Origin of the sequence: Kibdelosporangium banguiense (assembly GCF_017876405.1) — a bacterium.
Classification (GTDB): Bacteria; Actinomycetota; Actinomycetes; order Mycobacteriales; family Pseudonocardiaceae; genus Kibdelosporangium; species Kibdelosporangium banguiense.
Genome location: NZ_JAGINW010000001.1, coordinates 7,141,107 through 7,161,746 on the forward strand (window position 1 = coordinate 7,141,107; position 20,640 = coordinate 7,161,746).

Annotated in this window: 18 protein-coding genes; 11 read left to right on the forward strand and 7 right to left on the reverse strand. The window is 66.9% G+C overall.

The features are described 5' to 3' along the window. The first annotated feature begins 145 nt into the window (after nucleotides 1-145). Nucleotides 146-1,270 (forward strand): FxsB family cyclophane-forming radical SAM/SPASM peptide maturase, encoded by a 1,125-nt coding sequence (locus JOF56_RS33070; protein ID WP_209643367.1) that lies wholly within the window; start codon nucleotides 146-148, stop codon nucleotides 1,268-1,270. Then, entirely contained in the window at nucleotides 1,267-2,385 is a 1,119-nt protein-coding gene (locus JOF56_RS33075) for an aKG-HExxH-type peptide beta-hydroxylase (RefSeq protein ID WP_209643368.1), read from the forward strand. The genes JOF56_RS33070 and JOF56_RS33075 overlap by 4 nt, the downstream gene beginning before the upstream one ends. Here JOF56_RS33075 and JOF56_RS33080 read toward each other — a convergent pair. Then, a complete protein-coding gene (locus tag JOF56_RS33080) occupies nucleotides 2,380-3,573 on the reverse strand; it encodes a cysteine desulfurase-like protein (protein ID WP_209643369.1) in 1,194 nt (397 codons plus the stop codon). The two genes, JOF56_RS33075 and JOF56_RS33080, sit on opposite strands and share 6 nt — an antisense overlap. A gap of 50 nt (nucleotides 3,574-3,623) precedes the next feature. Here JOF56_RS33080 and JOF56_RS33085 point away from each other — a divergent pair, with 50 nt between their 5' ends. From JOF56_RS33085 to JOF56_RS33100, 4 genes are all read left to right on the forward strand, one after another. Beyond that, entirely contained in the window at nucleotides 3,624-4,226 is a 603-nt protein-coding gene (locus tag JOF56_RS33085; RefSeq protein WP_209643370.1) for a TetR/AcrR family transcriptional regulator, read from the forward strand. Beyond that, the gene (locus JOF56_RS33090; protein ID WP_209643371.1) at nucleotides 4,223-5,842 is read left to right on the forward strand and encodes an acyl-CoA dehydrogenase family protein; all 1,620 of its coding nucleotides are present in this window, start codon (nucleotides 4,223-4,225) and stop codon (nucleotides 5,840-5,842) included. Before JOF56_RS33085 ends, JOF56_RS33090 begins: the two co-directional genes overlap by 4 nt. Nucleotides 5,843-6,240: 398 nt before the next feature. Continuing rightward, nucleotides 6,241-6,888 carry a hypothetical protein gene (locus tag JOF56_RS33095; RefSeq protein WP_209643372.1) on the forward strand — a complete coding sequence of 216 codons (648 nt, stop codon included), beginning with the start codon at nucleotides 6,241-6,243 and terminating at the stop codon, nucleotides 6,886-6,888. A 53-nt stretch (nucleotides 6,889-6,941) separates the two neighbouring features. Next, nucleotides 6,942-8,030, forward strand: coding sequence for a serine hydrolase domain-containing protein (locus JOF56_RS33100; protein ID WP_209643373.1), 1,089 nt, complete (start codon nucleotides 6,942-6,944; stop codon nucleotides 8,028-8,030). On the opposite strand, the gene JOF56_RS33105 is transcribed toward JOF56_RS33100, so the two are convergent. Genes JOF56_RS33105 through JOF56_RS33115 form a run of 3 tightly spaced genes read right to left on the reverse strand, consistent with a single transcriptional unit; the run spans nucleotide 8,020 to nucleotide 11,200 of the window. After that, on the reverse strand, nucleotides 8,020-9,222 hold the full coding sequence (locus JOF56_RS33105) for an SAM-dependent methyltransferase (RefSeq protein ID WP_209643374.1): 1,203 nt from the start codon (nucleotides 9,220-9,222) through the stop codon (nucleotides 8,020-8,022). The genes JOF56_RS33100 and JOF56_RS33105 overlap by 11 nt on opposite strands. After that, nucleotides 9,219-9,944: a DUF1365 domain-containing protein gene (locus JOF56_RS33110; RefSeq protein ID WP_209643375.1), complete on the reverse strand. Its 726-nt coding sequence runs from the start codon at nucleotides 9,942-9,944 to the stop codon at nucleotides 9,219-9,221. The genes JOF56_RS33105 and JOF56_RS33110 overlap by 4 nt, the downstream gene beginning before the upstream one ends. Next, nucleotides 9,938-11,200: an NAD(P)/FAD-dependent oxidoreductase gene (locus tag JOF56_RS33115; RefSeq protein WP_372448291.1), complete on the reverse strand. Its 1,263-nt coding sequence runs from the start codon at nucleotides 11,198-11,200 to the stop codon at nucleotides 9,938-9,940. Before JOF56_RS33115 ends, JOF56_RS33110 begins: the two co-directional genes overlap by 7 nt. 92 nt (nucleotides 11,201-11,292) lie before the next feature. Between JOF56_RS33115 and JOF56_RS33120 the strand changes: the two genes are divergently transcribed. Then, nucleotides 11,293-12,576, forward strand: a complete 1,284-nt coding sequence (locus JOF56_RS33120) for a class I SAM-dependent methyltransferase (RefSeq protein WP_209648633.1) — start codon at nucleotides 11,293-11,295, stop codon at nucleotides 12,574-12,576. A gap of 4 nt (nucleotides 12,577-12,580) precedes the next feature. Continuing rightward, nucleotides 12,581-13,363, forward strand: coding sequence for a DUF1295 domain-containing protein (locus JOF56_RS33125; RefSeq protein ID WP_209643377.1), 783 nt, complete (start codon nucleotides 12,581-12,583; stop codon nucleotides 13,361-13,363). Nucleotides 13,364-13,480: 117 nt separating this feature from the next. Here the strand turns inward: JOF56_RS33125 and JOF56_RS33130 are convergent, their stop codons facing one another. The 3 genes from JOF56_RS33130 to JOF56_RS33140 form a co-directional block, all read right to left on the reverse strand. Further along, the gene (locus tag JOF56_RS33130) at nucleotides 13,481-13,714 is read right to left on the reverse strand and encodes a hypothetical protein (protein WP_209643378.1); all 234 of its coding nucleotides are present in this window, start codon (nucleotides 13,712-13,714) and stop codon (nucleotides 13,481-13,483) included. A gap of 146 nt (nucleotides 13,715-13,860) precedes the next feature. Next, nucleotides 13,861-14,514, reverse strand: coding sequence for a 4'-phosphopantetheinyl transferase family protein (locus JOF56_RS33135; protein ID WP_209643379.1), 654 nt, complete (start codon nucleotides 14,512-14,514; stop codon nucleotides 13,861-13,863). Then, a complete protein-coding gene (locus tag JOF56_RS33140) occupies nucleotides 14,511-15,356 on the reverse strand; it encodes a metallophosphoesterase family protein (RefSeq protein WP_307855369.1) in 846 nt (281 codons plus the stop codon). The genes JOF56_RS33135 and JOF56_RS33140 overlap by 4 nt, the downstream gene beginning before the upstream one ends. A 121-nt stretch (nucleotides 15,357-15,477) precedes the next feature. On the opposite strand from JOF56_RS33140, the gene JOF56_RS33145 reads away from it, so the two are divergent. From JOF56_RS33145 to JOF56_RS33155, 3 genes are all read left to right on the forward strand, one after another. Continuing rightward, nucleotides 15,478-17,115: a glycosyl hydrolase family 28-related protein gene (locus JOF56_RS33145; protein ID WP_209643380.1), complete on the forward strand. Its 1,638-nt coding sequence runs from the start codon at nucleotides 15,478-15,480 to the stop codon at nucleotides 17,113-17,115. 108 nt (nucleotides 17,116-17,223) lie between these two features. Beyond that, complete coding sequence (locus tag JOF56_RS33150) at nucleotides 17,224-19,269, forward strand: HAD-IC family P-type ATPase (protein ID WP_209643381.1); 2,046 nt, start codon at nucleotides 17,224-17,226, stop codon at nucleotides 19,267-19,269. Between the two features lie 69 nt (nucleotides 19,270-19,338). Further along, a complete protein-coding gene (locus JOF56_RS33155; RefSeq protein WP_209643382.1) occupies nucleotides 19,339-20,628 on the forward strand; it encodes a glycosyltransferase 87 family protein in 1,290 nt (429 codons plus the stop codon). The last annotated feature ends 12 nt before the right edge of the window (nucleotides 20,629-20,640 follow it).

The window sequence follows — 20,640 nt, forward strand, 5'->3', positions numbered from 1 at the left end:
CGTTCTCCTTCGTTGCGGGTGTTCTCATCGTAGTGCCGCCGCCACGCGCTCCGGCAAGAAACATCGCCAGTCCACCCGGTCGCCGCCTCCCGCGCGCCGAAAAGATGTGTTTGGTTGGTGTTGGTGACCGACCCAGGGGAGGACTGTGATATCGCCGCTGCGTCAATTCATCGTCAAGGTGCACGGTCGCTGCAACTTGGGTTGTGACTACTGCTATGTGTACAAATCTATTGACAGGCGATGGCTGACGCGTCCGGTGTCGATGTCCCGCGAGGTGATGGACGCGGTGGCCCAACGGATCGGGGAGCACGTACGAACCCATCGGCAGGCCGCCGTCGACGTGGTGCTGCACGGCGGTGAACCCTTGCTCGCCGGGCACGACAAGATCGAACATCTGCTGGCAGCCGTGCACCGCGCTGTCGGGTCGTCGGCGAGGATTCGTTTCGTCGTGCAGACGAATGCGGTTCTGATCGACGACCGGTATCTGCGGCTGTTCGCTGAATGGGACACCAGGATCGGGGTCAGTCTCGACGGTGACGCCGCCGCACATGACCGGCATCGGCGTTCACTTGCCGGTGCCGGGACATATCAAGCTGTCGCCGGGTCGTTGCGGAAGATCACCGCGGGTCCGTTCCGGTCGTTGTTCGGTGGTCTGTTGTGTACGGTCGACGTGCGAAACGACCCGCTCGCCACCTATACCGGTCTGCTGGAATTCTCCCCGCCGATGGTCGACTTTCTGCTGCCGCACGGCAATTGGAGCAACCCGCCGCCTTTCCGGGCCGCCGATTCCACCGCGACACCTTACGCCGATTGGCTGATCGCGATATTCGACCGGTGGTACGGCGCACCAGAGCAGGAAACCAGGATTCGATTGTTCGAATCGATCATCGATCTGCTGCTCGGCGGTCGTTCCAGTGTGGAAGGCGTCGGCCTGGAGATACCGCGGATGATGGTGATCGAGACCGATGGCACCATTGAACGCGCGGATGTGCTGGCGACCGCATACGAGGGAGCTGCCGCGACCGGCTTGCACGTCGTTCGCGATTCCTTCGACGCGGCTTTGCGACTGTCCGGCCCGTCGGCCGAGCCCGCACATTCGTGCCGGCGGTGTGATGTCTACCGGACTTGCGGCGGTGGCCTGCTCGCACACAGATACCGCCGGGGTGAGGGTTTCGGCAATCCGTCGGTGTACTGCCTGGATCTGCGCCGGTTGATCCGGCACATTCAGGCCAGGCTGACCGCCGATCTGGCTGGAATGGCGGCTCGATGAGTGTGCGGCCGTTCCGGATGAGCGCTGCGTCCTTCGATGCCCTGGCTCGCGGTGGCGGTGGGGCCGATGGCATGCGAGTGCTCGTTGCGGCGAGGCGCAGTCGAACCTTGCTGTTCATCCGATCCATCCTGGCGGCGAGGCCGGCTCTGCAGCCGGATTTCGACCTGCTCAGCGAAGTGCAGCGGAAGGCGCCACAGGCGGTGAGCGCCGTTCTCGATCACCCGGCGGTCGGAGTCTGGGCGGCACAAACCGCGGTGGCCCTGGTACATGGTGAGCCTGCCGCCCCGGAACGTCTCGGCGAAGTGGCCATTGCCGCTGTCGAACGCGCTTCGCATGGTCCCGGTTTCCCTTTGCCACCACCGTTGGGCAGGAACGTGGTCACGGAATTGGACGTCGGCGACGGGGTGACGTTCCAGCTGGATCCGTGGCAGGGCGGCGGTCTGCCCGACGGGTTACGGATTTCGCGGGACGCCGACCCGGGCCTGTGGCGCGAGTGGATCACACTGGGCTGGCACCTGCTCGCCCAGGCCCATCCAGGTGTCGCGACCGAGTTCGCCGAGGCTGTCTCGGTGATCACGCCGTTGCGATCGAGCCCCGCCGGGTTCAGCAGTGCGACTCTCGCCGACGCGTTCGGCTGTGTGTTCATGTCGCTCACGCGTGATCCGGAGGTCATCGGGCTGGCGTTCGCCCACGAACTGCAGCACACCAAGCTGGCCGGACTGATGGATCTCTTCCCGTTGCTGCGTCCTGGCCGGCACGGGACGTTCTACGCGCCATGGCGTCCGGAACCCCGGCCCCTGGTTGGATTGCTGCACGGCACATATGCGCATCTCGGCGTTGCCGGGTTCTGGCGCCGCCAGCGCGTTCAGGACGGTGGTCCGCACGCGGATGTGGAGTTCTCCCATTGGCGAGCCGCGGGTCTGCTGGGGTGCCGGACACTGTTGGCGTCCGGTGGTCTGACCGCGGTCGGCGAACGATTTGTCCTTGGCATGCAGGATGTTCTGCTTGACTGGGCTGCTGAGCCGGTTCCCGCCTCGGCGATCGCGACCGCTGAGGAACGCATGCGCGAGCATCGGGATCTGTGGCTGGCGAGTGTCCACAGTGGCTCGTCATGACGTGATTTCCCGGACTGCCTTGATCAGTCGGTCGACGTCTTCTTCTGTTGTGTAGGGCGCGATTCCCGCGCGGATGGCGCCTGCGTCGCCCAGTTTCAGCCAGCGGGCGCATTCCAGTGCGTAGAAGGTTCCTGCTGGGGCGTTGACTCCGCGTGCTGCCAGCTCGCGGTAGACCTTCGCGGGCGCGACGCCGTTGAGCGTGAACAGCGTTGTCGGCGTACGGTCCCGGCGTGGCGAACCGTAGATCCGTGCGTCTGACAGGCCTGCCTCCAAGCGTTTGAGCAACGCGTTCTCGTGCTCTTCCAGCGCATGCATCGACTGTGCAAGCCGTAGACGACGGGAACCCGCGCCTGGGACGAGGTCTGCGAGGAAGTCGATGGCCGCGGTCGTACCGGCCAGCATTTCGTAGGGGAGCGTGCCGTACTCGAATCGTTCGGGCACGACGTTTGTCGCGGGCAGCAGCTTGTCTGGGCGCAACGACTCCAGCAGGGTTGGCCGCGCGGCGACCATGCCCATGTGCGGGCCGAGGAACTTGTATGGCGAGCACGCGTAGAAGTCCGCGCCCATCGCCTCGACGTCAACCCACGCGTGTGGAGTGAGGTGCACCCCGTCGACGTAGACGAGCGCGCCCGCCTCATGTGCGCGTGGTGTTATCCGCGCTATGGATGGCCGTGTGCCCAAGAGGTTTGACGCGGCCGTCACGGCTACCAGGCGTGTGCGTTCTGTCAGCAGGCTTGTCACGGCCTCGACGGGGAGTTCGCCGCTGGTCCGGTCGAACTCCGCCCAGCGGACGCGCACGTCGTGGGCCTCCGCGGCCTGGACCCAGGGGCGGATGTTGGCGTCGTGGTCGAGCTTGGTGACGATCACTTCGTCGCCGGGGCGCCAGGTCTTGGCCAGCGTCCGGGACAGGTCGTAGGTCAGCTGGGTCATGCTGCGGCCGAAGATGATCCCGGTCGGCTGGGCGCCCAGCAGGTCGGCGGCGGCCTGGCGGGCGGAGACCACGATGTGCTCGGCTCTGATCTCCGACGCGGTCACGGTGCCGCGGTTGGAGATCGCCGAGCGCAGCGTGCCGGCCACGGCGTCGGCGACCAGGTCGGGGACCTGGGAGCCGCCGGGGCCGTCGAAGAAGGCGACACCTTCGGCGAGGGCGGGGAAGTGGGCACGGACCTTCGCGACGTCGTAGGGCACGTTCGCAACATACTTGCGTGAAGAGGTGAATCACTGGTTCACTTCTTGGTATGCCGTATCGGCGGACACCTCGGGTCCAGGCGCGGATGGACAGTCAACGCGCCGCGATCCTCGATGCCGGCGTGGCTTTGCTGTCCGAGCAGGGCTATGCCGGGTGTTCCGTCGCCGCCGTGGCCGCTCGCGCGGGGATCGCGACCGGCAGCGTCTACAAGCATTTTCAGAACAAGGCGGAACTGTCCGTCGAGCTGTTCCGTTTCGTCGTGAACCATGAGGTCGACGCCGTCGCCAAGGCCGCAGCCCAGCCTGGTGATCTGGTCCAACGCGTCATCGAGGTGATGAAGACCTTCACCTCACGGGCGCTACAGTCGCCGCAGCTGGCGTACGCGTTGCTTGTGGAGCCGGTCGACGCGCCCGTCGAGGCGGAGCGCTTGGTGTTCCGACGTGCGTTCCGCGACATCGCGGCCGAACGCATCGCGCACGCCGTCGACGCCGGTGTGCTGCCCGAGCAGAATCCCGAGATCACCGCCGCCGCGCTGATCGGCGCGCTCGGCGAACTGCTGGTCGGACCGCTGTCGGAAGGCGCGACCGAGGCCGACACCATGCCCGCTCTGATCACGTTCACCCTGCGTGCCCTGGGAGGTCCAGCAACATGAGCACACACGAGGTCACCAACCAGGTCCCGCCGCTGGTGGGGCACGACGCGGCCGACGACCCCGCGCTGCTGGAGGCACTGCGGCAAGAAGGAGCCGACTGGGCCGAGCCGGAGCTGCACGAACTCGGCCAGCTCGCGGGCGGCGCAGAGGCACAGGAATGGGGGCGGGTCGTCAACGAGAACGAGCCCGTTCTGCGTACGCACGATCGGTACGGCAACCGGATCGACGAGGTCGACTTCCACCCGTACTGGCACTCGCTGATGACAGTCGCGGTCGAGCACGGTCTGCACGCGGCGCCGTGGGCCGACCCGCGTCCCGGCGCGCACGTCGCCCGCGCGGCGAAGCTGTTCGTATGGGGACAGGTCGATGCGGGCCACACCTGCCCGATCTCCATGACGTACGCGGCGATCCCCGCGCTACGGACGAACGCAACGCTCGCTGCCTCGTTCGAGCCGTTGCTGGCCGCGCGTAATTATGACTTCGGGCTGCGCGTGCCTGGTAGTAAGACCGGCCTGATCGCCGGAATGTCCATGACCGAGAAGCAAGGCGGCTCGGACGTCCGCGCGAACACAACCACCGCGACGCCAGTCGGCGACGGCACATACCGGCTCGTGGGGCACAAGTGGTTCACGTCCGCACCGATGTCGGACATGTTCCTCACATTGGCGCAGGCTCCCGGCGGGCTGTCGTGCTTTCTGCTGCCGCGCGTTCTGCCGGACGGTACGCGTAACCCGATTCGCTTGCAGCGCTTGAAGGACAAGCTCGGCAATCGGTCCAACGCCTCCGCGGAGATCGAGTACGAGAACGCGATCGGCTGGCCACTCGGGCCGGAAGGCGAAGGCGTCCGGACCATCATCCAGATGGTCAACAACACTCGCCTGGACTGCACACTCGGGAGCGCGTCCGGCATGCGCTGGGGCGTCGTCCAGGCCACGCACCACGCCCGGCACCGCCAGGCCTTCGGTGCTTTGCTGGCCGATCAGCCTTTGATGCGCAACGTCTTGGCCGATCTTGTGTTGGAGTCGGAGGCCGCGACGGTTGTTGCCATGCGGCTCGCGGGTGCTTCCGACCGGGCCGTGCGCGGTGACCAGGATGAGGAGCTGTTCCGGCGGCTCGGTCTCGCGGTGAGCAAGTACTGGGTCTGCAAGCGTGCTCCCGCGCATGCGGCCGAAGCCTTGGAATGCTTGGGCGGCAACGGTTACGTCGAAGAATCCGGCATGCCTCGGCTTTACCGCGAGGCACCACTGCAGTCGATCTGGGAAGGTTCAGGCAACGTCGCCGCGCTGGATGCCTTGCGTGCGATGGGCCGCCAGCCGGAGTCAGTCGAGGCCTACTTCACCGAGGTCGACAAGGCCGCCGGCGCGGACGCCCGGTTGGACGAGGCCGTGCGCGGGCTGCGCAAGGAACTCGCCGACCTGGCCGACATCGAGTTCCGCGCACGCCGCCTGGTCGAGACAATGGCCCTGGTACTGCAGGGATCTCTGCTGGTCAGGCACAGCCCACCCGCCGTCGCCGACGCGTTCTGCGCATCCCGCTTCGGCGGAGACTGGGGCTCGGCATTCGGCACCCTCCCCCCAGGCATCAACACCGGAACAATCATCGCGCGGGCCTCCTGACACGCTCTGACCTCGCGTGCATCGGCAGGCCTGCTGGCCTGCGTCGGCCAAGTCGGCTGGCTGGGCGGCTCCGGTTCCACGCCCCCGCGGGACCTGCCAGCCTCGCGCCACCGCTGCGAGCCTGCCGGATCTCGCGTGGGCCTCCTGACGCGCGCAGGCCCGCCCGCGTCGCGCGGGGCCGCCGACGGGCGACCGCCTGCCCTCGCGCCGACCTGGTGGGGCACCTCTGGCCGACCTGGTGGGCACCTCTGGCGGTGCTGGAGGCATCGGCGCTGGTCAGGCACGGCTCGTGCGCATCTGCACCAGTCAAGTACCGCACCCAGCCGACACGCGCGGCACAACCACTTCGCTTTTTACCATACCCCTCCGACAATTCTGTTCGTGCCTAGAATTCTCGCGTGAAACGGCGGAGTTTCGGCGCGACGGTGGGCAGTGCGGCTGTTACGGGTGTGCTTGTGCTGTGGTTGCTGGTCTTGATCGGCAGGGATGGGGCGCCGGGGGAGCCTGTGGCGGAGCCGTCGTTGATGGGCCAGGTGGTGGGGCTGGCTTTCTTCGGTTTCGCCACCGGGTGTGCCGCTGGTGTTGTTCAGTTCTGTGTCGGCTGGTTGTTCCGGCTTCGGTTCCGCAGGCGTGAGAAACGACCAGTGATCACGCCGGCGACCGTGGACCCGTGGGCTGAGACGGTTGATCGTTGCAAACAGTCGGCCAAGGCTGTGACTCGGTTGATTGAGTCGCTGCCTGCGACTGCGGCGGGGGAGTGGCTTGGGCGGATCGCTGAGACGATGTCCGCCAACCTGGCTGACATCGAGGCACTCGCTGAGGCGGGCCGCGCCGCGTTGCCGGCCACCGATCCGTTGGCAGTGGCGGAGGTCAGGCAACATCCGCTGTACGGCCTGCTGCAGAAGTCCGCCGGCGAGTTCACCGATGTTGTCGGCCAGATCAATCAGATGCTGGTCGAACTGCACACTCCGGCCGGTCTCGAGGAGGTCCGGACCCAACTGCAGGTGCTGGCCGAGCAGTTGCCGTTGCTGCGCCGATCGCCCTGAGACACTGATAATCGATTGACTTCGTTGGGGCACAAGGGGCTAGGTTCCCGCTCATGGCCGAAATCCATGGCATGTGCGATGAACGGTTCGGTGCGGTGCGAGAAGCGCTGGCGGCGTTGCTCGACAAGGATGACGTTGGCGCCTCGGTGGCGGTCTACGTTGATGACGAGCCGGTGGTCGACATCTGGGGTGGATACGCCGACGCGGAACGGACAACCCCATGGGAACGCGACACGATCACCAATGTCTGGTCCAGCACCAAGACAATGACGGCGTTGTGCGCGCTGATTCTCGCCGACCGCGGTGACCTCGATCTGGCCGCGCCGGTCGCCCGGTACTGGCCTGAGTTCGCCGCCGCGGGCAAACAAGACGTGCAGGTGCGGCATCTGCTTTCGCACACCGCAGGCCTGCCCACCTGGGACGAGGCGGTGACGCCAGTGGACCTGCATGACGGTCCGGCGGCCGCCGCACGGCTGGCCGCGCAGGCGCCGCGCTGGAAGCCCGGTACTGCGGCCGGCTACCACGCGGTCACCTACGGATTCCTTGTCGCCGAGGTCATTCGCCGGGTCACGGGCCGCAGCCTTGATGTGTTCTTCGCCGAGGAAGTCGCCGGGCCGCTGGGTGCCGACTTCCACATTGGACTGCCTGCCGAAGAGGATTACAGGTTCGCGCCGGTCATCCCGCCGTCGTCGACGCTCTCAGCGCAGAACCTGCCGTTTACTTTCAATCCGCCGCTGGAGCCCAGTGCCGGGAACTCCGTGGCGTGGCGCCATACGGCGCTCGCGTACGCCGGCGGATTCGGCAATGCCCGCTCGGTCGGTGCCGTGCAGTCGGTTTTGGCTTGTGGCGGAACGGTTCGGGGCGTGCGGCTGCTGTCCAAGGCGGGTTGCGAACGGGCCGCGGAGGAGCAATATCAGGGCGAAGACCTCGTTTTGGGTGCGTCGATGCGTTACGGGATGGGCTATGGCTTGTTCGGTCGCAGTTGTGGCTGGGGCGGGATGGGCGGTTCGTTGGTGATGGTCGACCTTGATGCCCGGATGACGGTGTCGTATGTGATGAACCGGATGCTCGACCAGGGCAGGCTCGGCGACGACCGGGGCCTCGGAATCGTGCTGGCCGCCTACGACGGCGTCAAGGTTTGACCATGCCGATCTGCCAGGCGTCCAGGTAGCGGGAACGGAATCCGGCTTCGCAGTACGACAGGTAGAAGTCCCACATCCGGCGGAACACCGGGTCGAAGCCGGCCGCGGCGACCTTGTCCCAGCCGTCGAGGAATCGTGCCCGCCACAGGTTCAGTGTCCTGGCGTAATGCGGGCCGAGCCTGCGCTGCTCGGTGATCCGCAGGCCTGCACTGTCCACATTGTCCTGGATCGCGGGTAACGAAAGCAGTTGCCCGCCAGGGAAAATGTACTTGTGGATCCACGTGTACGAGCGGCGGGTGGCCAGCATCCGGTCGTGTGGCATGGTGATCGCCTGCAGTCCGACGTGCCCGCCCGGCCGCAGTACCCGGTTGATCGTGCCGAAGTACGTTGGCCAGTACTCCTCGCCGACCGCCTCGATCATCTCCACCGAGACCACGGCGTCGTAGGTTCCTTCGGCGTCACGGTAGTCCCGCAGCTGAACCTCGATCTGGGCGGCCAGGCCGGCCCCGGCGATCCGGCGCTCGGCCATTTCCTTCTGCTCGGCCGAAATCGTCAACGTGGTCACGCGGGCGCCACGCTGTGCGGCACGGATCGCCAAAGCGCCCCAGCCGGTCCCGATCTCCAGCAGGGTTGTTCCACTTTGGACTTTTGCGAGATCGAGCACGCCGTCGATCTTGCGCAGCTGTGCGGTATGCAGGTCGTCGCCCGGCTCGAACCAGGCCGACGAGTATGTCATCGACGGGTCCAGGAAGACCTCGAACATGTCGTTGGACAGGTCGTAGTGTCGGTGGATGTTGGTGCGTGCGCCCTCGACTGTGTTGCGTTCGTCATCCGGGTGCACGGCGTCCACCCAGCGCCGCAACACCTGCAGTGGCTTGGGAATCAGCACCGCCATCCGGCGGGCGAACGGGGTGAGCAGCCCGGCGGGGTCGGTGCTGGTCCAGTCGCCGGCCATGTACGCCTCGCCGAAGCCGATCTTGGCGTCCACGCCCAGCCGGTGGAAGAACGCGTCCGGCCGGACCAGGCGCATCACCGGGCCGCCCGCGCCGATCCGTTCCCCGCCAGGAAAGACCACCGTCACCGGCAGGGTCCCGACGGCTTGCCGGAACAGGCGTTCGGCGATCCAGGCCCGCACGGCCGACCGGGAGGGCCTGGCCAACGCCGGCCAGCGCTCGATAGCGGTTGCAGTCACTGGACACCTTCCTGAGGAACATGTGGCGGGCGACGGACAATCGGGACACGGCGCAGCCACAAGGCAATGCCGTGCCGTCGAATGAGAGCGCTGACCATCCTCGTGATCAGCGGCCGGTTGAGGAGGGCTTTCACGATCGCGCGGTTTGTCGCGGGCGTACGGACTCCGCGCAGGGTTGCGACAAGCGGGGTGTGGCCGTTCTGCGTGAGCCGGATGGTCAGATCCACAGTGTCGCCAGGTGCGGGCAGGCGCATCACGTACTCGCCGCCCATCTGCTGGAACGGCGAGACGTAGAACTCCTTGGGGGTCGTCGTGTGGCCGTTCGCATCCGTCTCGAGCAGATAGCAGTGGCGCTCGCCGTACGTGTTGTGGACCTCGGCGACCACGCACGCGAGTTCGCCATCCGCGTTGTGGCACCAGAACACGCTGATGGGGTTGAACACGTGCCCCAGGACGCGTGCGTTGGCCAGCATCAGCACCTGGCCGCCGTTCAGGTCGACGTCGTAGCGGCCCAGCCAGGCATCGAGGTTCTCCCGGATCGACCGGTCCGGACGACCGAGGTGGTCACGCGCCTCGAACCGGGCGAACGGCCGTAACCACCACGCGAGCCGGGGCAAGTGGTCGAGGTCGACCAGCCAGAGGTAGACCCGGTGCCGGAACGCCCGTTTGGGTTTTTCCTGCCGGAAATGCGCCACTTCGGCGTGATAGAGCGCTGTCACCACGTCACCCCGAGGGAAGCCGCTGCTCTCACTCCCGACGCGCACCCGTCCTCGTGGAAACCCCAGCCGTGGTAGGCGCCCGCGTAGGCCACGCGCCCAGTGTTCAGCTCCGGCAGTCTGCGTTGTGCCGCAACGGACTCCGGCGTGTAGACGGGGTGCTCGTAGGTCATCTTCGCGATCACGGTGTCTTCTTTGATTCGGTCCGCCGCGTTGAGCGTCACCACGTAGTTGTCCGGCTCGGCGAGTCGCATGAGCCGGTTCATGTTGTAGCTCACCAGGACCGGGCCGTCATCCTCATGACACGCGGTCTTCAGGTAGTTCCACGATGCGGACGCACCCACGGTCTCCGGCAGCAGCGACGAGTCCTTGTGCAGCCAGGTCTCGTTGCGGGAGTACGTGAACGCGCCCAGGACCTCCTGCTCGGCCTGCGTCGGGCTGGTGAGCAGCCGGAGTGCCTGGTCGGGGTGCGTCGCGATCACCACATGATCAGCCTCGTGCACGCGGTCCGCGGCGTCACGGATCTCCACGCCGTTGTCCTTGACGTGCACCGCCCGGACGGGTGTACCGACATGCACCGCGGACAGGTCCTCGACCACCCGATCCACGTAACGCCGCGATCCGCCGACTACGGAGCGCCACTGCGGCGAGCCCGTCACCGACAACATCCCATGATTGGCCAGGAAGGCGAATAGATACCTGGCCGGGTACCGTAGCGACACCGTGGGCCCGGCCGACCACACCGCGGACACCATCGGCACCACGAAATGCTGCACGAAGTACCGCGAATAGCCGCCGATCGCCAGAAAAGCCCCCAAGGTGACCTCGTCCATCGTCTGACTGGCGAGTACCCGGCGCGCGTGCCGGTGAAACCGCACGACCTCGGCCAGCATGCGCAGATAACGTGGCCGCACCAGATTGTCCCGTCTCGGGAACAGCCCGGCCAGGCCTTTGGCACCGGCGTACTCCAGACCGCACGCGGCACATCGGACACTCATCGACATCTCAGTGTCCTGAGTGGCCACACCCAGCTCACCGAAAAGCTTGATCAGATACGGGTACGTGCGGTCGTTGTGCACGATGAACCCGGAGTCGACGGCGACCACGCCACCGTCCGGTGTAGGCACATCATGGGTGTGCGCGTGCCCGCCCAACCTCGGCGCGGCCTCGAACAGCGTCACGTCGTAACGGCGTTGCAGCAGGTAGGCCGTGGTCAACCCGGCGACACCCGCGCCGACCACAGCCACTCGGTTCCGTAGCACGCACATCATTCGAAGCCATGTGCACACCGGTTTGCCTCTTTTGCCGAAAACCAATCCTAGGGTGTGGCCTGGCACGAATGGCTGACAGGCGGATGGAAAGGGGCAGGCCTGTGCGCGTGGCACCGGAGTTGGCGGGACTCATGGAGCGACTGCTGGGGGCGAAGCTGCCGGTCGGGGTGCGGGCGTGGGATGGGAGCCGCGCCGGCAATCCGGACGGGCCGTGCGTCGTGCTCAACTCGCGCCGGGCGCTCAGGCACGTGCTGTGGGAGCCGGGGGAGCTGGGACTGGCTCGCGCGTACGTGACCGGGGACCTGGATGTCGACGGCGATCTCGCTGAGGGGCTGAGCCGGTTCTGGCGGCTGGGACGCAAGGTCCGGCCGAAGCCGGGGGACTGGCTGGACATCGTCCGCCTCGCCGCCAAACTGGGCGTGATCGGGTTGCGGCCTCGTCCGCCCGTCGCGGAGGCACGCCTCAACGGAAAGCTGCACACGCGTGGCCGCGACCGTGCGGCGATCGCGCACCACTATGACCTGTCGAACGCGTTCTACAAGCTGTTGCTCGACCCGCACATGGCTTATTCCTGTGCGTACTGGACCTCGGACGATCCGGCGTACCGGCTGGTCGACGCGCAGACCGACAAGCTGGACCTGATCTGCCGCAAGCTGGACCTGCAGCCGGGGATGCGGTTGCTGGACGTGGGATGCGGGTGGGGCTCCCTGCTGATCCACGCGGCCGCCAACTATGGCGTGCACGCGACTGGAATCACCTTGTCCGAGCAGCAACGCGATCACGTCCAGGCGCGTGTCGCGGAGGCCGAGCTGACAGGCAAGGTGGACGTGCGGCTGCAGGACTATCGCGAGCTCACCGCGAAGCCGTTCGACGCCGTGGCCTCGATCGAAATGGGCGAACACGTCGGCGAGGAGAACTACCCGGCGTACGCCTCGACGTTGTTCCGCCTGCTCAAACCCGAGGGCCGACTCGTGTTGCAGCAGATGTCCCGTGGCGCGGTCGCACCCGGCGGCGGCGCGTTCATCGAGACCTACATAGCGCCCGACATGACCATGCGGCCAATCGGCTCAACGCTGAACCACCTGGCTGGAGCCGGTTTCGAGATCCGGGACGTGCAGGCGATGCGCGAGCACTACGTCTGGACCTGCCGCGCCTGGGCCTCGACGCTGGAGGAACGCTGGCAGGACGCGGTCGCCTTGGTCGGACCTGAGCAGGCCCGCGTCTGGCGCCTCTACCTGGCCGGTGGCGCCCTGGCGTTCGCCGAGAACAGAATGGGTGTGGACCAGATCGTGGCCGTCCGGACCACAGTGGACGGCCGCAGCGGCATGCCGGCCACTGGCCTTTCCCCGGCCGGGGTGGTGAACTGACCCGATGGCGTCCTTCCTGCTCAACCTCGCGGTCAGTGCCGTCGCGGTCGTGGTGCTGCTCGCCTTGGTGTTCGCGATCTCAGTGCGGCGTGACCGGCACGACTTGATCGACGTCTTCTGGGGCCTGGGCTTCGCAGTGGTGGCGGCCGTGTCCCTGCTGATGGCGGACTCGTCACAGGTCCTGATAGCCGTGCTGACGATGGTCTGGGGTGTGCGCCTGGCCGTCCACATCGGAATCCGTAACCACGGCAAGCCAGAGGATCCCAGGTATGTGGCGATCCGCAAGCGCGCCAAGGGAAACCCGAATCTGCACCTGGCGAAGGTGGTCTACCTGACCCAGGGTGCGATCCTGCTCTTCGTGTCATTGCCGGTGCAGGCCGCACAGTACATTCCGCCTCCACCCACGTGGCTCCTGATCATCGGCGTGGTGATCTGGCTTGTGGGTTTCGTCTTCGAAACAGTCGGCGACTGGCAACTGACCCGTTTCAAAGCCGACCCAGCCAACAAAGGCCTCGTCATGACCGGCGGTCTATGGCGCTACACTCGCCACCCGAACTATTTCGGCGACGCAGCCGTCTGGTGGGGCCTCTATTTGCTGGCCTGCTCCCACTGGGCCGGCATCATCACGGTCTTGTCCCCTGTCGTGATGACCTGGCTGCTGGCAAATGGCTCAGGTAAACCCCTGACCGAGCGCCACATGAAGAAATCCCGTCCGGGTTATGCGGAATACGTGGAACGCACCAGCGGCTTCTTCCCTTTGCCGCCGAAAAAGCCCGTCAAGAACTGACCTGGGCTCAGTGAAAAGATCGTTCACAGAAGCACTGGGCCGTCAGCGGGCTCACGATGACCTCAGGCAGGAAAATGCCTCCGGCCAAGTCGGCCGGAGGCATTTTTCTGGAAACTGTCAGCCGCCGCTTCGGCGCTGGGTGAAGTTGCGGTGGCCGGGCACTGCTTGGTTGCGCATGTTCTGGACCTTGCCGAAGGTCTTGGCCTGGGGTTTCTGGGCGCGGCGTTCGGCGCGGCTGAGCTTGGGCTCGTCGTCGGCGGCTTCGCGGGGCTCGATGGGCTTCATGAACGAGAGCTCCTGCGGCTCGGTCGTGGTCGCAGGGGCCTTCTTTTTCGCGCTCTTGGATGACAAGGGAACCTCCCGGAAAAGGGTGACGTGAGACGTACTTCTGGCGGGAACGCGCATGGCGCGCGGAGGTTCTCAGATGCCCATGGGACTGACGATAGCAGCGACCCCGCCGGTGCGCACCCTTAATCCACGTCGACTGTCCTATTGGGTCACACAGGGATGGCGATCGCCGTGATGACCAGGCCGTCTCCGACGATCCAGCGGCCGTCGAAGCCGTCCAGCTGCTCGCCTGCGACGACTGGGCCGGGCACCATGAGCTTGGCCTGGAAGGTTCCGTCCCGCCCCAGTGTGATCGAGGCCTCCTCGAAGCCCAGCCACTTGTTCGTCAGCGGGTACCACGCCTTGTAGACGGTCTCCTTGGCGCAGAACAGCATCCGGTCCCAGTGCACCTCGCTGTCGGCGGCCTTCAAATCCTCCAGGTGCTTCTTTTCCTCGTCCCGGGAGATCACGCCGAGGACGCCTTCGGGCAGTGGCCCGTGTGGCTCGGCGTCGATGCCCAGAGTGTGGATGTCGGAGGAGTGGGCCACGACCGCGGCACGGTAGCCGGCGCAGTGCGTCATGCTGCCTACGACGCCCGCGGGCCACTGCGGGGCGCCGCGCTCACCGTTCAGAAGCGGCGCGGGTGGGATGCCTAGCTCGGCGAAGGCCTGGCGGGCGCAGTGGCGTACGGTCGCGAACTCGCGTCGCCGCTTGTCCACGGCCTTGGACACGCGCTCGGCTTCCTCGGGGAACATCGTGGACTCGGGTGCGTCGGTGAATGTGTCGCGGCTGGCCACGCCTGCCGGCATCAGCTTCTCGATCATGGCGCCACCCGCACGGGCAGCACCGGGCGCAGCAGCTTGTCGGGCAGCCCGCGCGGCTTCCACTCCCGCGGATAACCGAGCGAGACCTCCTTGAACGGCACGCCGTCGTACACGGTGTGCCGCGGGATGTGCAGGTGCCCGTACACGACCGCGGCCGTGTTGAACCTCGTATGCCAGTCAGCTGACTGAACTGTGCCGCACCACTGTGCGAACACGGGGTAGCGCAGGACCCGCGTGGGCTGACGGACCAGCGGCCAGTGGTTGACCAGCACCAACGGCACGGATGGGTCGCACTCGGCCAGCCGTCGCTCCGACTCCTTCACGCGCGCGTCGCACCAGGCGTCGATCGACGGGTACGGGTCCGGGTGCAGCATGTACTCATCCGTGCAGACGATCCCGGCCTCGTGTGCCGCGGCCAGGGACTCTTCCTTGGTGTTCACGCCGTCGATCCGGAAGGTGTAGTCGTAGAGCACGAACAGCGGCGCGATCCGCACCGGGCCGCCGGCACCGGTCCAGACCGGGAACTCGTCCTCCGGCGTGAGCACGCCCAGCCCGCGGCAGATCTGGACCAGGTGCTCGTAGCGCTCGACGCCCTTGAGCTGCACCGCGTCCTTCGACGTGGTCCAGAGCTCGTGGTTGCCCGGCACCCAGATCACGGTGTCGAACCGCGATTTCAGCAGCGACAACGTCGCCTCGATGTCGGCGACGTTCTCGGCCACGTCACCGGCGACGATGAGCCAGTCGCCAGGGTGATCGGGCCGTAGGCCGTCGACGATCGGCCGGTTCTCCTCGTGCCCCACATGCAGGTCGCTGATGGCCAGCAGTTGCGGTGTCGCGCTCACCACAATGACCTTACCGAGCCCGCACCAGACAAATCCTTCTTCCGGTGTGACGCCCGCCTCTGGTAGGCCTGAACCACAGGTCCTTGCCGCCGCCACCGACCGGGATTGTGAGGGAGAGTCGATGGCGCTCGACAGGCGGAAGTTCCTGGTAGGCGGCGCGGCGGCGGCCGCGTACGGGACGGCGGCGGGCCAGGCTGGAGCAACACCCCCAGACTTATGGGCGGAGTTCGCCGCGAACCCCTACGACCACCCCCAGATTCCCAACGTGTCGTTCGCCGGGTACCGGCTGGGGGAGCGCCCGCCCAAGCGGCCTGGCAGGACGAGCGTCCTGCGTTACGGCGCGAAGCCGGACGGCTCGACGGACGCGTCAGGCGCGATCAACCGGGCGATCGTGGACGTCGGACGCGCGGGAGGCGGGGTCGTGCTGGTGCCGGCGGGCGTCTACCGCATCGACCACATCATCGAGATCGGCTACGACAACGTCGTCCTCCAGGGCGCGGGCAGCGGCCAGACCACGCTGTACGCGACCCGGTCGCTGGAGGAGATCGTCGGTATCAACCGCAGCCGCTTCGGCACCGAGAACTCCGCGTGGAGTTGGTGCGGAGCGCTCATCTGGATCTGTCACCGCGATCGGTACCGGCCGTTGATCAACGCCATTCAGGCACGCCAATGGCCGTTGGAAGGCTGGCTGGGCAACGAAGGTGGAGAGAGCTCCGTTCTCGCCCAGGTCACGGGCTCGGCGCCGCGCGGCGCGTTCACCGTCACGGCCGCGGGGGCGCTTGTGCCGGGGCAACGCGTATTGCTGCAGGTCGACGACGACCCACAGCACGGCCTGCTCAAACACATGTGCGGTGATATCCCCGGCACCACCTCCTACGTCTGGACGGACAAGATCAAATTGCTGTCCTACAAGCCCTTCATGTGGCCAGTACGGATCGCGGAGGTGAACGGTTCACGCGTGACGCTCGCGCAGCCCCTGCCGGTCGAGCTGCGCCCGGAGTGGAATGCGCGGTTCACCACCAGCGCGCCCGCCGTCATGGGCGCGGGTGTCGAAGGCCTGACGCTGCGGATGGTGAAGACGGTCCGCCCGGCCCACCTGCAGGACAAGGGCTACAACGGGCTGGTGTTCCAATGCGCGTGGGACTGCTGGGCCGATGACGTGTCCGTTGTGGACAGCGACAACGGATTCCTGCTGGTCTCGGCCAAGGGCGTGACGATGTCGCGGACCCGGGTGAGCGGACGTGGCCAGCATCACTCCTACGCGTGCCGCGAGCAGTCGCACGACAACTTGATCGAGGGCTTCGCCATCGGCCGGTTCACCGAGCCGCCCACGCCCGGCTCCGGGCACCACGGGATCAACGTGGAAGGCTTGTCCTGTGGGAACGTCTGGTCCCGCGGCCGGATGCAGGCGGGCACGTTCGACACCCACCGCGGGCTGCCGTTCGGCAATGTCCGAACTGAGGTCGAGATCTTCAACGACGGGTCACACGGCGGCAGCGCGGACGCAGGTCCCTTGTATGGCGCACGATTCGTGCACTGGAACGTGACGGTGACCAACGAACGGGCCGGCTGCGTCCGGATCGATCAGGTCGCGCCGTGCAGCGCGACGGTTGGTATCTCAACGGTTCGCGACTTCGGGCAGATCGACCGGCCGGACTTCACCGGGCCCCTGCAGTCCAAGCTGGAGAGCTACGGCGCCACCGCGGTCACGCCGCCGAACCTGTACCGCGGACAGCGAATTTTGCGTGGTTTCGAGTAGACGTCACATCACATTGGTCTAAAAAGATCAACGCATCGGTTGTGCGGGACCGCCGAATGCGGGTACTTCTATAGGTAGAGAAGCTTTGCTACAGCTGGGAGTCCCGGCATGATCACCGGATCGGACCGCCGTGTTTGGCGTCTGCTCGCCGTGCCCGCGCTCGTCGCGGCCGTCCTGCTCTGCGCGCTGGCCGGTCTGGTGTGGTTACTCGGCCTGCCGGAGACCTCTCTACTGTGGACGGTCGCGGCGCTGGCCGGGCTGGCGCCGCTGACGGTCTGGTCGATCGAGGACCTCGTGGTGGGCCGGCGGGTCGGCGGTGCGCTGATGGCCGTCCCCGTGATCGCCGGCGCGTTGCTGGTGGGGGAGGACGAAGTCGGAGCGCTCTTCGGGATGCTCACGTGTGCATGCCGTGGCCTGGAAGCGTTTGTCTGGCGTCGTGCTCGCCGCCATGTCACCTCGTTGGCCCAGGACAGATCCGCGCGGGGGATCAAAACGGGGGAGCGCGTCCTGGTCGGAACGGGTGAGGTGGTGCCCGTCGATGGCCGGCTGCTCGCCGACGCCGTGCTGGACGAGTCCCGGCTGTCCGGAGATCCGATCGCAGTGCTGTGCCGCAAGGGCGAACTCGTCCGCAGTGGCGTGATCAACGCAGGTGAACCGGTCGAACTGATCGCGACAGTGCCGGACACAGAGGGAACATGGGCCGCCATGGGGCGGCTCGCACAGCGCTCTCTCGACGACGGCGCAGGTCCGTTGCGCCGGGCAAACCGTGCGGCACTGGTGTTTTTGCCAGTTTCTGTCGCTGCTGCCGTTGCGGTCTGGCTGTTCACCGGGAGTCCGCTCGCTGCTTTCGGCGTGCTCGCCGTGGCCGCGCCTGGGCCGTTGTTGCTGGGCATGCCGCTGTCGCTCGCGGCTGGTCTGACCAGGGCTGTTCGGCAGGGCGTGGTCGTCGGCGACGTCGGTGTGCTGGCCTCGCTAGGGCGCGTTCGCGTCGGTGTGGTCGACAGCGCGGGTGTCGTGACGTTGGGGACTTTGTCCGTTACCGAGGTTGTCGCTGCCCCTGGCTGGCTGACCAACGATGTGCTGGCGCTGGCCGCGTCGGCCCAGCAGTTCCGGCCGGATCCTTTCGCGGGCGCTGTCGTTCGTGCCGCCAAGGGCGCAGGCGTTCGCGATACGGCTCACTCCGGCATGGTCACGTTTGCCGAGACCCAGCCGGAGATCGCGGCCGACTGGGTCAAGATCACGCTTGCGCGTGCCGCCTTGGACGGCGCGACCGTCGCGTGGGTCAAGATGGACGGGCAGCTGGTCGGTGCCTTGCTGGTCCGTGACGAGGTCCGGCCCGAGGCCTCCGATTCGCTGCGCAGCCTGCGGTCGGCCGGCATCCGGCGGCTGGTTCTGGTGACTCGCGGGCACCTCAACGACCCCGAGGATGTCGGCGTTCTGCTGGGCGTCGACGAACTGTGGACCGGCTGCGGAACCGCGGACAAGGTCGAACGCGTCCGGGAGGAAAAGCGTCGCGGCCTGACTTTCATGGTCGGCGACGACCCGGCCGTCGGTGCCGCTGACGTGGGCATCGCCCTGAGCGGACGCGGTGCTTGTGTCGCGGACGTGATCATCGCCGACGGTCGCGTGACCCGCCTGGCCGACGCTCTGCGCACCGCACGCCGGTCCCGCTGGATCGGCGTCCTGGCCACAGCCGCAGGATTGATGCTGGTCGCGGGCGGTATGGCGCTGTCAGTCCTGGGATGGCTGGCCCCGATCCTGGCTGTGGCCGCGCGGATCGGCATAGACGCCCTTGTCGTGGGCATGTCCCTGCGTTCGCTCGCCCCCTGCCGCCCAGTTGCTGGTCCGGTCCTCGAACCCGACCGCCTCAGGCCCATCCGGCTGGCGATCAGCCAGGCCGCCGACTCCCTGTCGACCGGACTGACCCCACAGGCCCGCCAGTCGGTCCGGCGCGCCTACCACCTCATGTCCGACCACGTCGTGCCCCTGCAACGCACCGGCGAGATCGAACGCCAGGTCCGCCGCCTCGGCGCCCACCTGACCGCGCCGAATGCCCAGGTCGAGGACGTCCGCGCAACCTTGTACGGCCTCAACGCGGTCCTGAGCGAACGCCTCATCAGCCTGCGCAACGGCGCCCATCGTGGCCTCGATTGACGCCTGCTGTCCGGGCTTGACGGAGGGCCGGGTCAGAGGCACCGCGATTCGTGTCCGAGAATCGGCGGAATGAGTGTGTCGTCATCGACGGTCACCGGGCATGAATCGAGGGCGGCAGGGCCGTCGTCGGAGGTGCCTCGGTACCACCTGATCCCCAGGCCGGTGTTCTGGGCCGTGGTGGTGCTGGGCATCTTGGCGATCGGCGCTTACCTGGCCCAGGTCCTTGAAGACCCCATCAGGCAGGCTCACCAGGTCGATCTCTTCGCGTACCGGGTGGCCGGCGAGCGCGTGCTGGATGGCAGGTCGCTCTACGACACGCCGTTGATCGGTGATACCAAGGGCGTCTTCGAGTTCGTCTACTCGCCGTTCGCGGCGTTGGTGTTCACGCCGCTCACGGCGCTGTCGGGCGTCTGGTTCACCGTGGCTGGCACGCTCGGCAACTTCCTCCTGCTGGCCGTCGTGGTGGGGCTGACGCTCGGCTGGCTCGGTTACCGGCGCGACTCACGGCTGGCACTGTTCAGCGTGGGCGTTGCCGGGCTGCTGCTGTGGTGCGAGCCGATCCGGCAGTCGGTCATCTTCGGTCAGGTGAACCTGATACTGCTCGCGCTGGTGCTGGTGGATCTGATGCTGCCGGACCGGATGCGGGGCAAGGGCGCGCTGATCGGCGTTGCCGCGGGGATCAAGCTCATCCCCGCGTTCTTCGTGCTCTACCTGCTTGTCACCCGGCGGTTTCGGGCGGCCGCAGTGGCCGGCGTGTCGTTCGCGGCGACCGTGCTGCTGGGATTTCTGCTGTTGCCGAAGGACTCGGTGACTTTCTGGGCCGGTGCCTTCCTCGACCCCACGCGGGTCGGTGTTCCGGAGCACCCGGGCAACGAGACGCTGCGCGGAATGATCGTCCGGACCATCGGGGAGGGCGGGTTCCAGCAGTTGCTCTGGGTGGTGCTCGCGGGTGCCGTCGCGGTCGTCGGCCTGCTGCTTGCCAGGCAACTGTCATTGCACGGCCGGGAACTGCCGGCGGTGCTGCTGTGCGGCCTGGTCTCGACCGCCGTGTCCCCTTACAGCTGGCCGCACCACTGGGTCTGGCTGGGGCTGTTCGTGGTTTACCTGCTGCATCTGTCGCTGCGCCCAGGCGCGGTCACCGCCCGGTTCGCGCTGGTCGCGACGGTGCTGGTCACCCTGGGCGGGGTATTCGCGTTCGTCGACCCGGACGTGTCCACGCTGCTGGCGATCCCGTCCTGGGGTCACCTCGGGGTCTTCTACCACAACGCGTACATCTGGCTGCTGTTCGCGATCATCGCCGTGACGGCGCGGCGAATCCACGGATGGACCACGAGCCAAGCGACTCAGTTCACAGTCTGAAAGTTTGCAGAG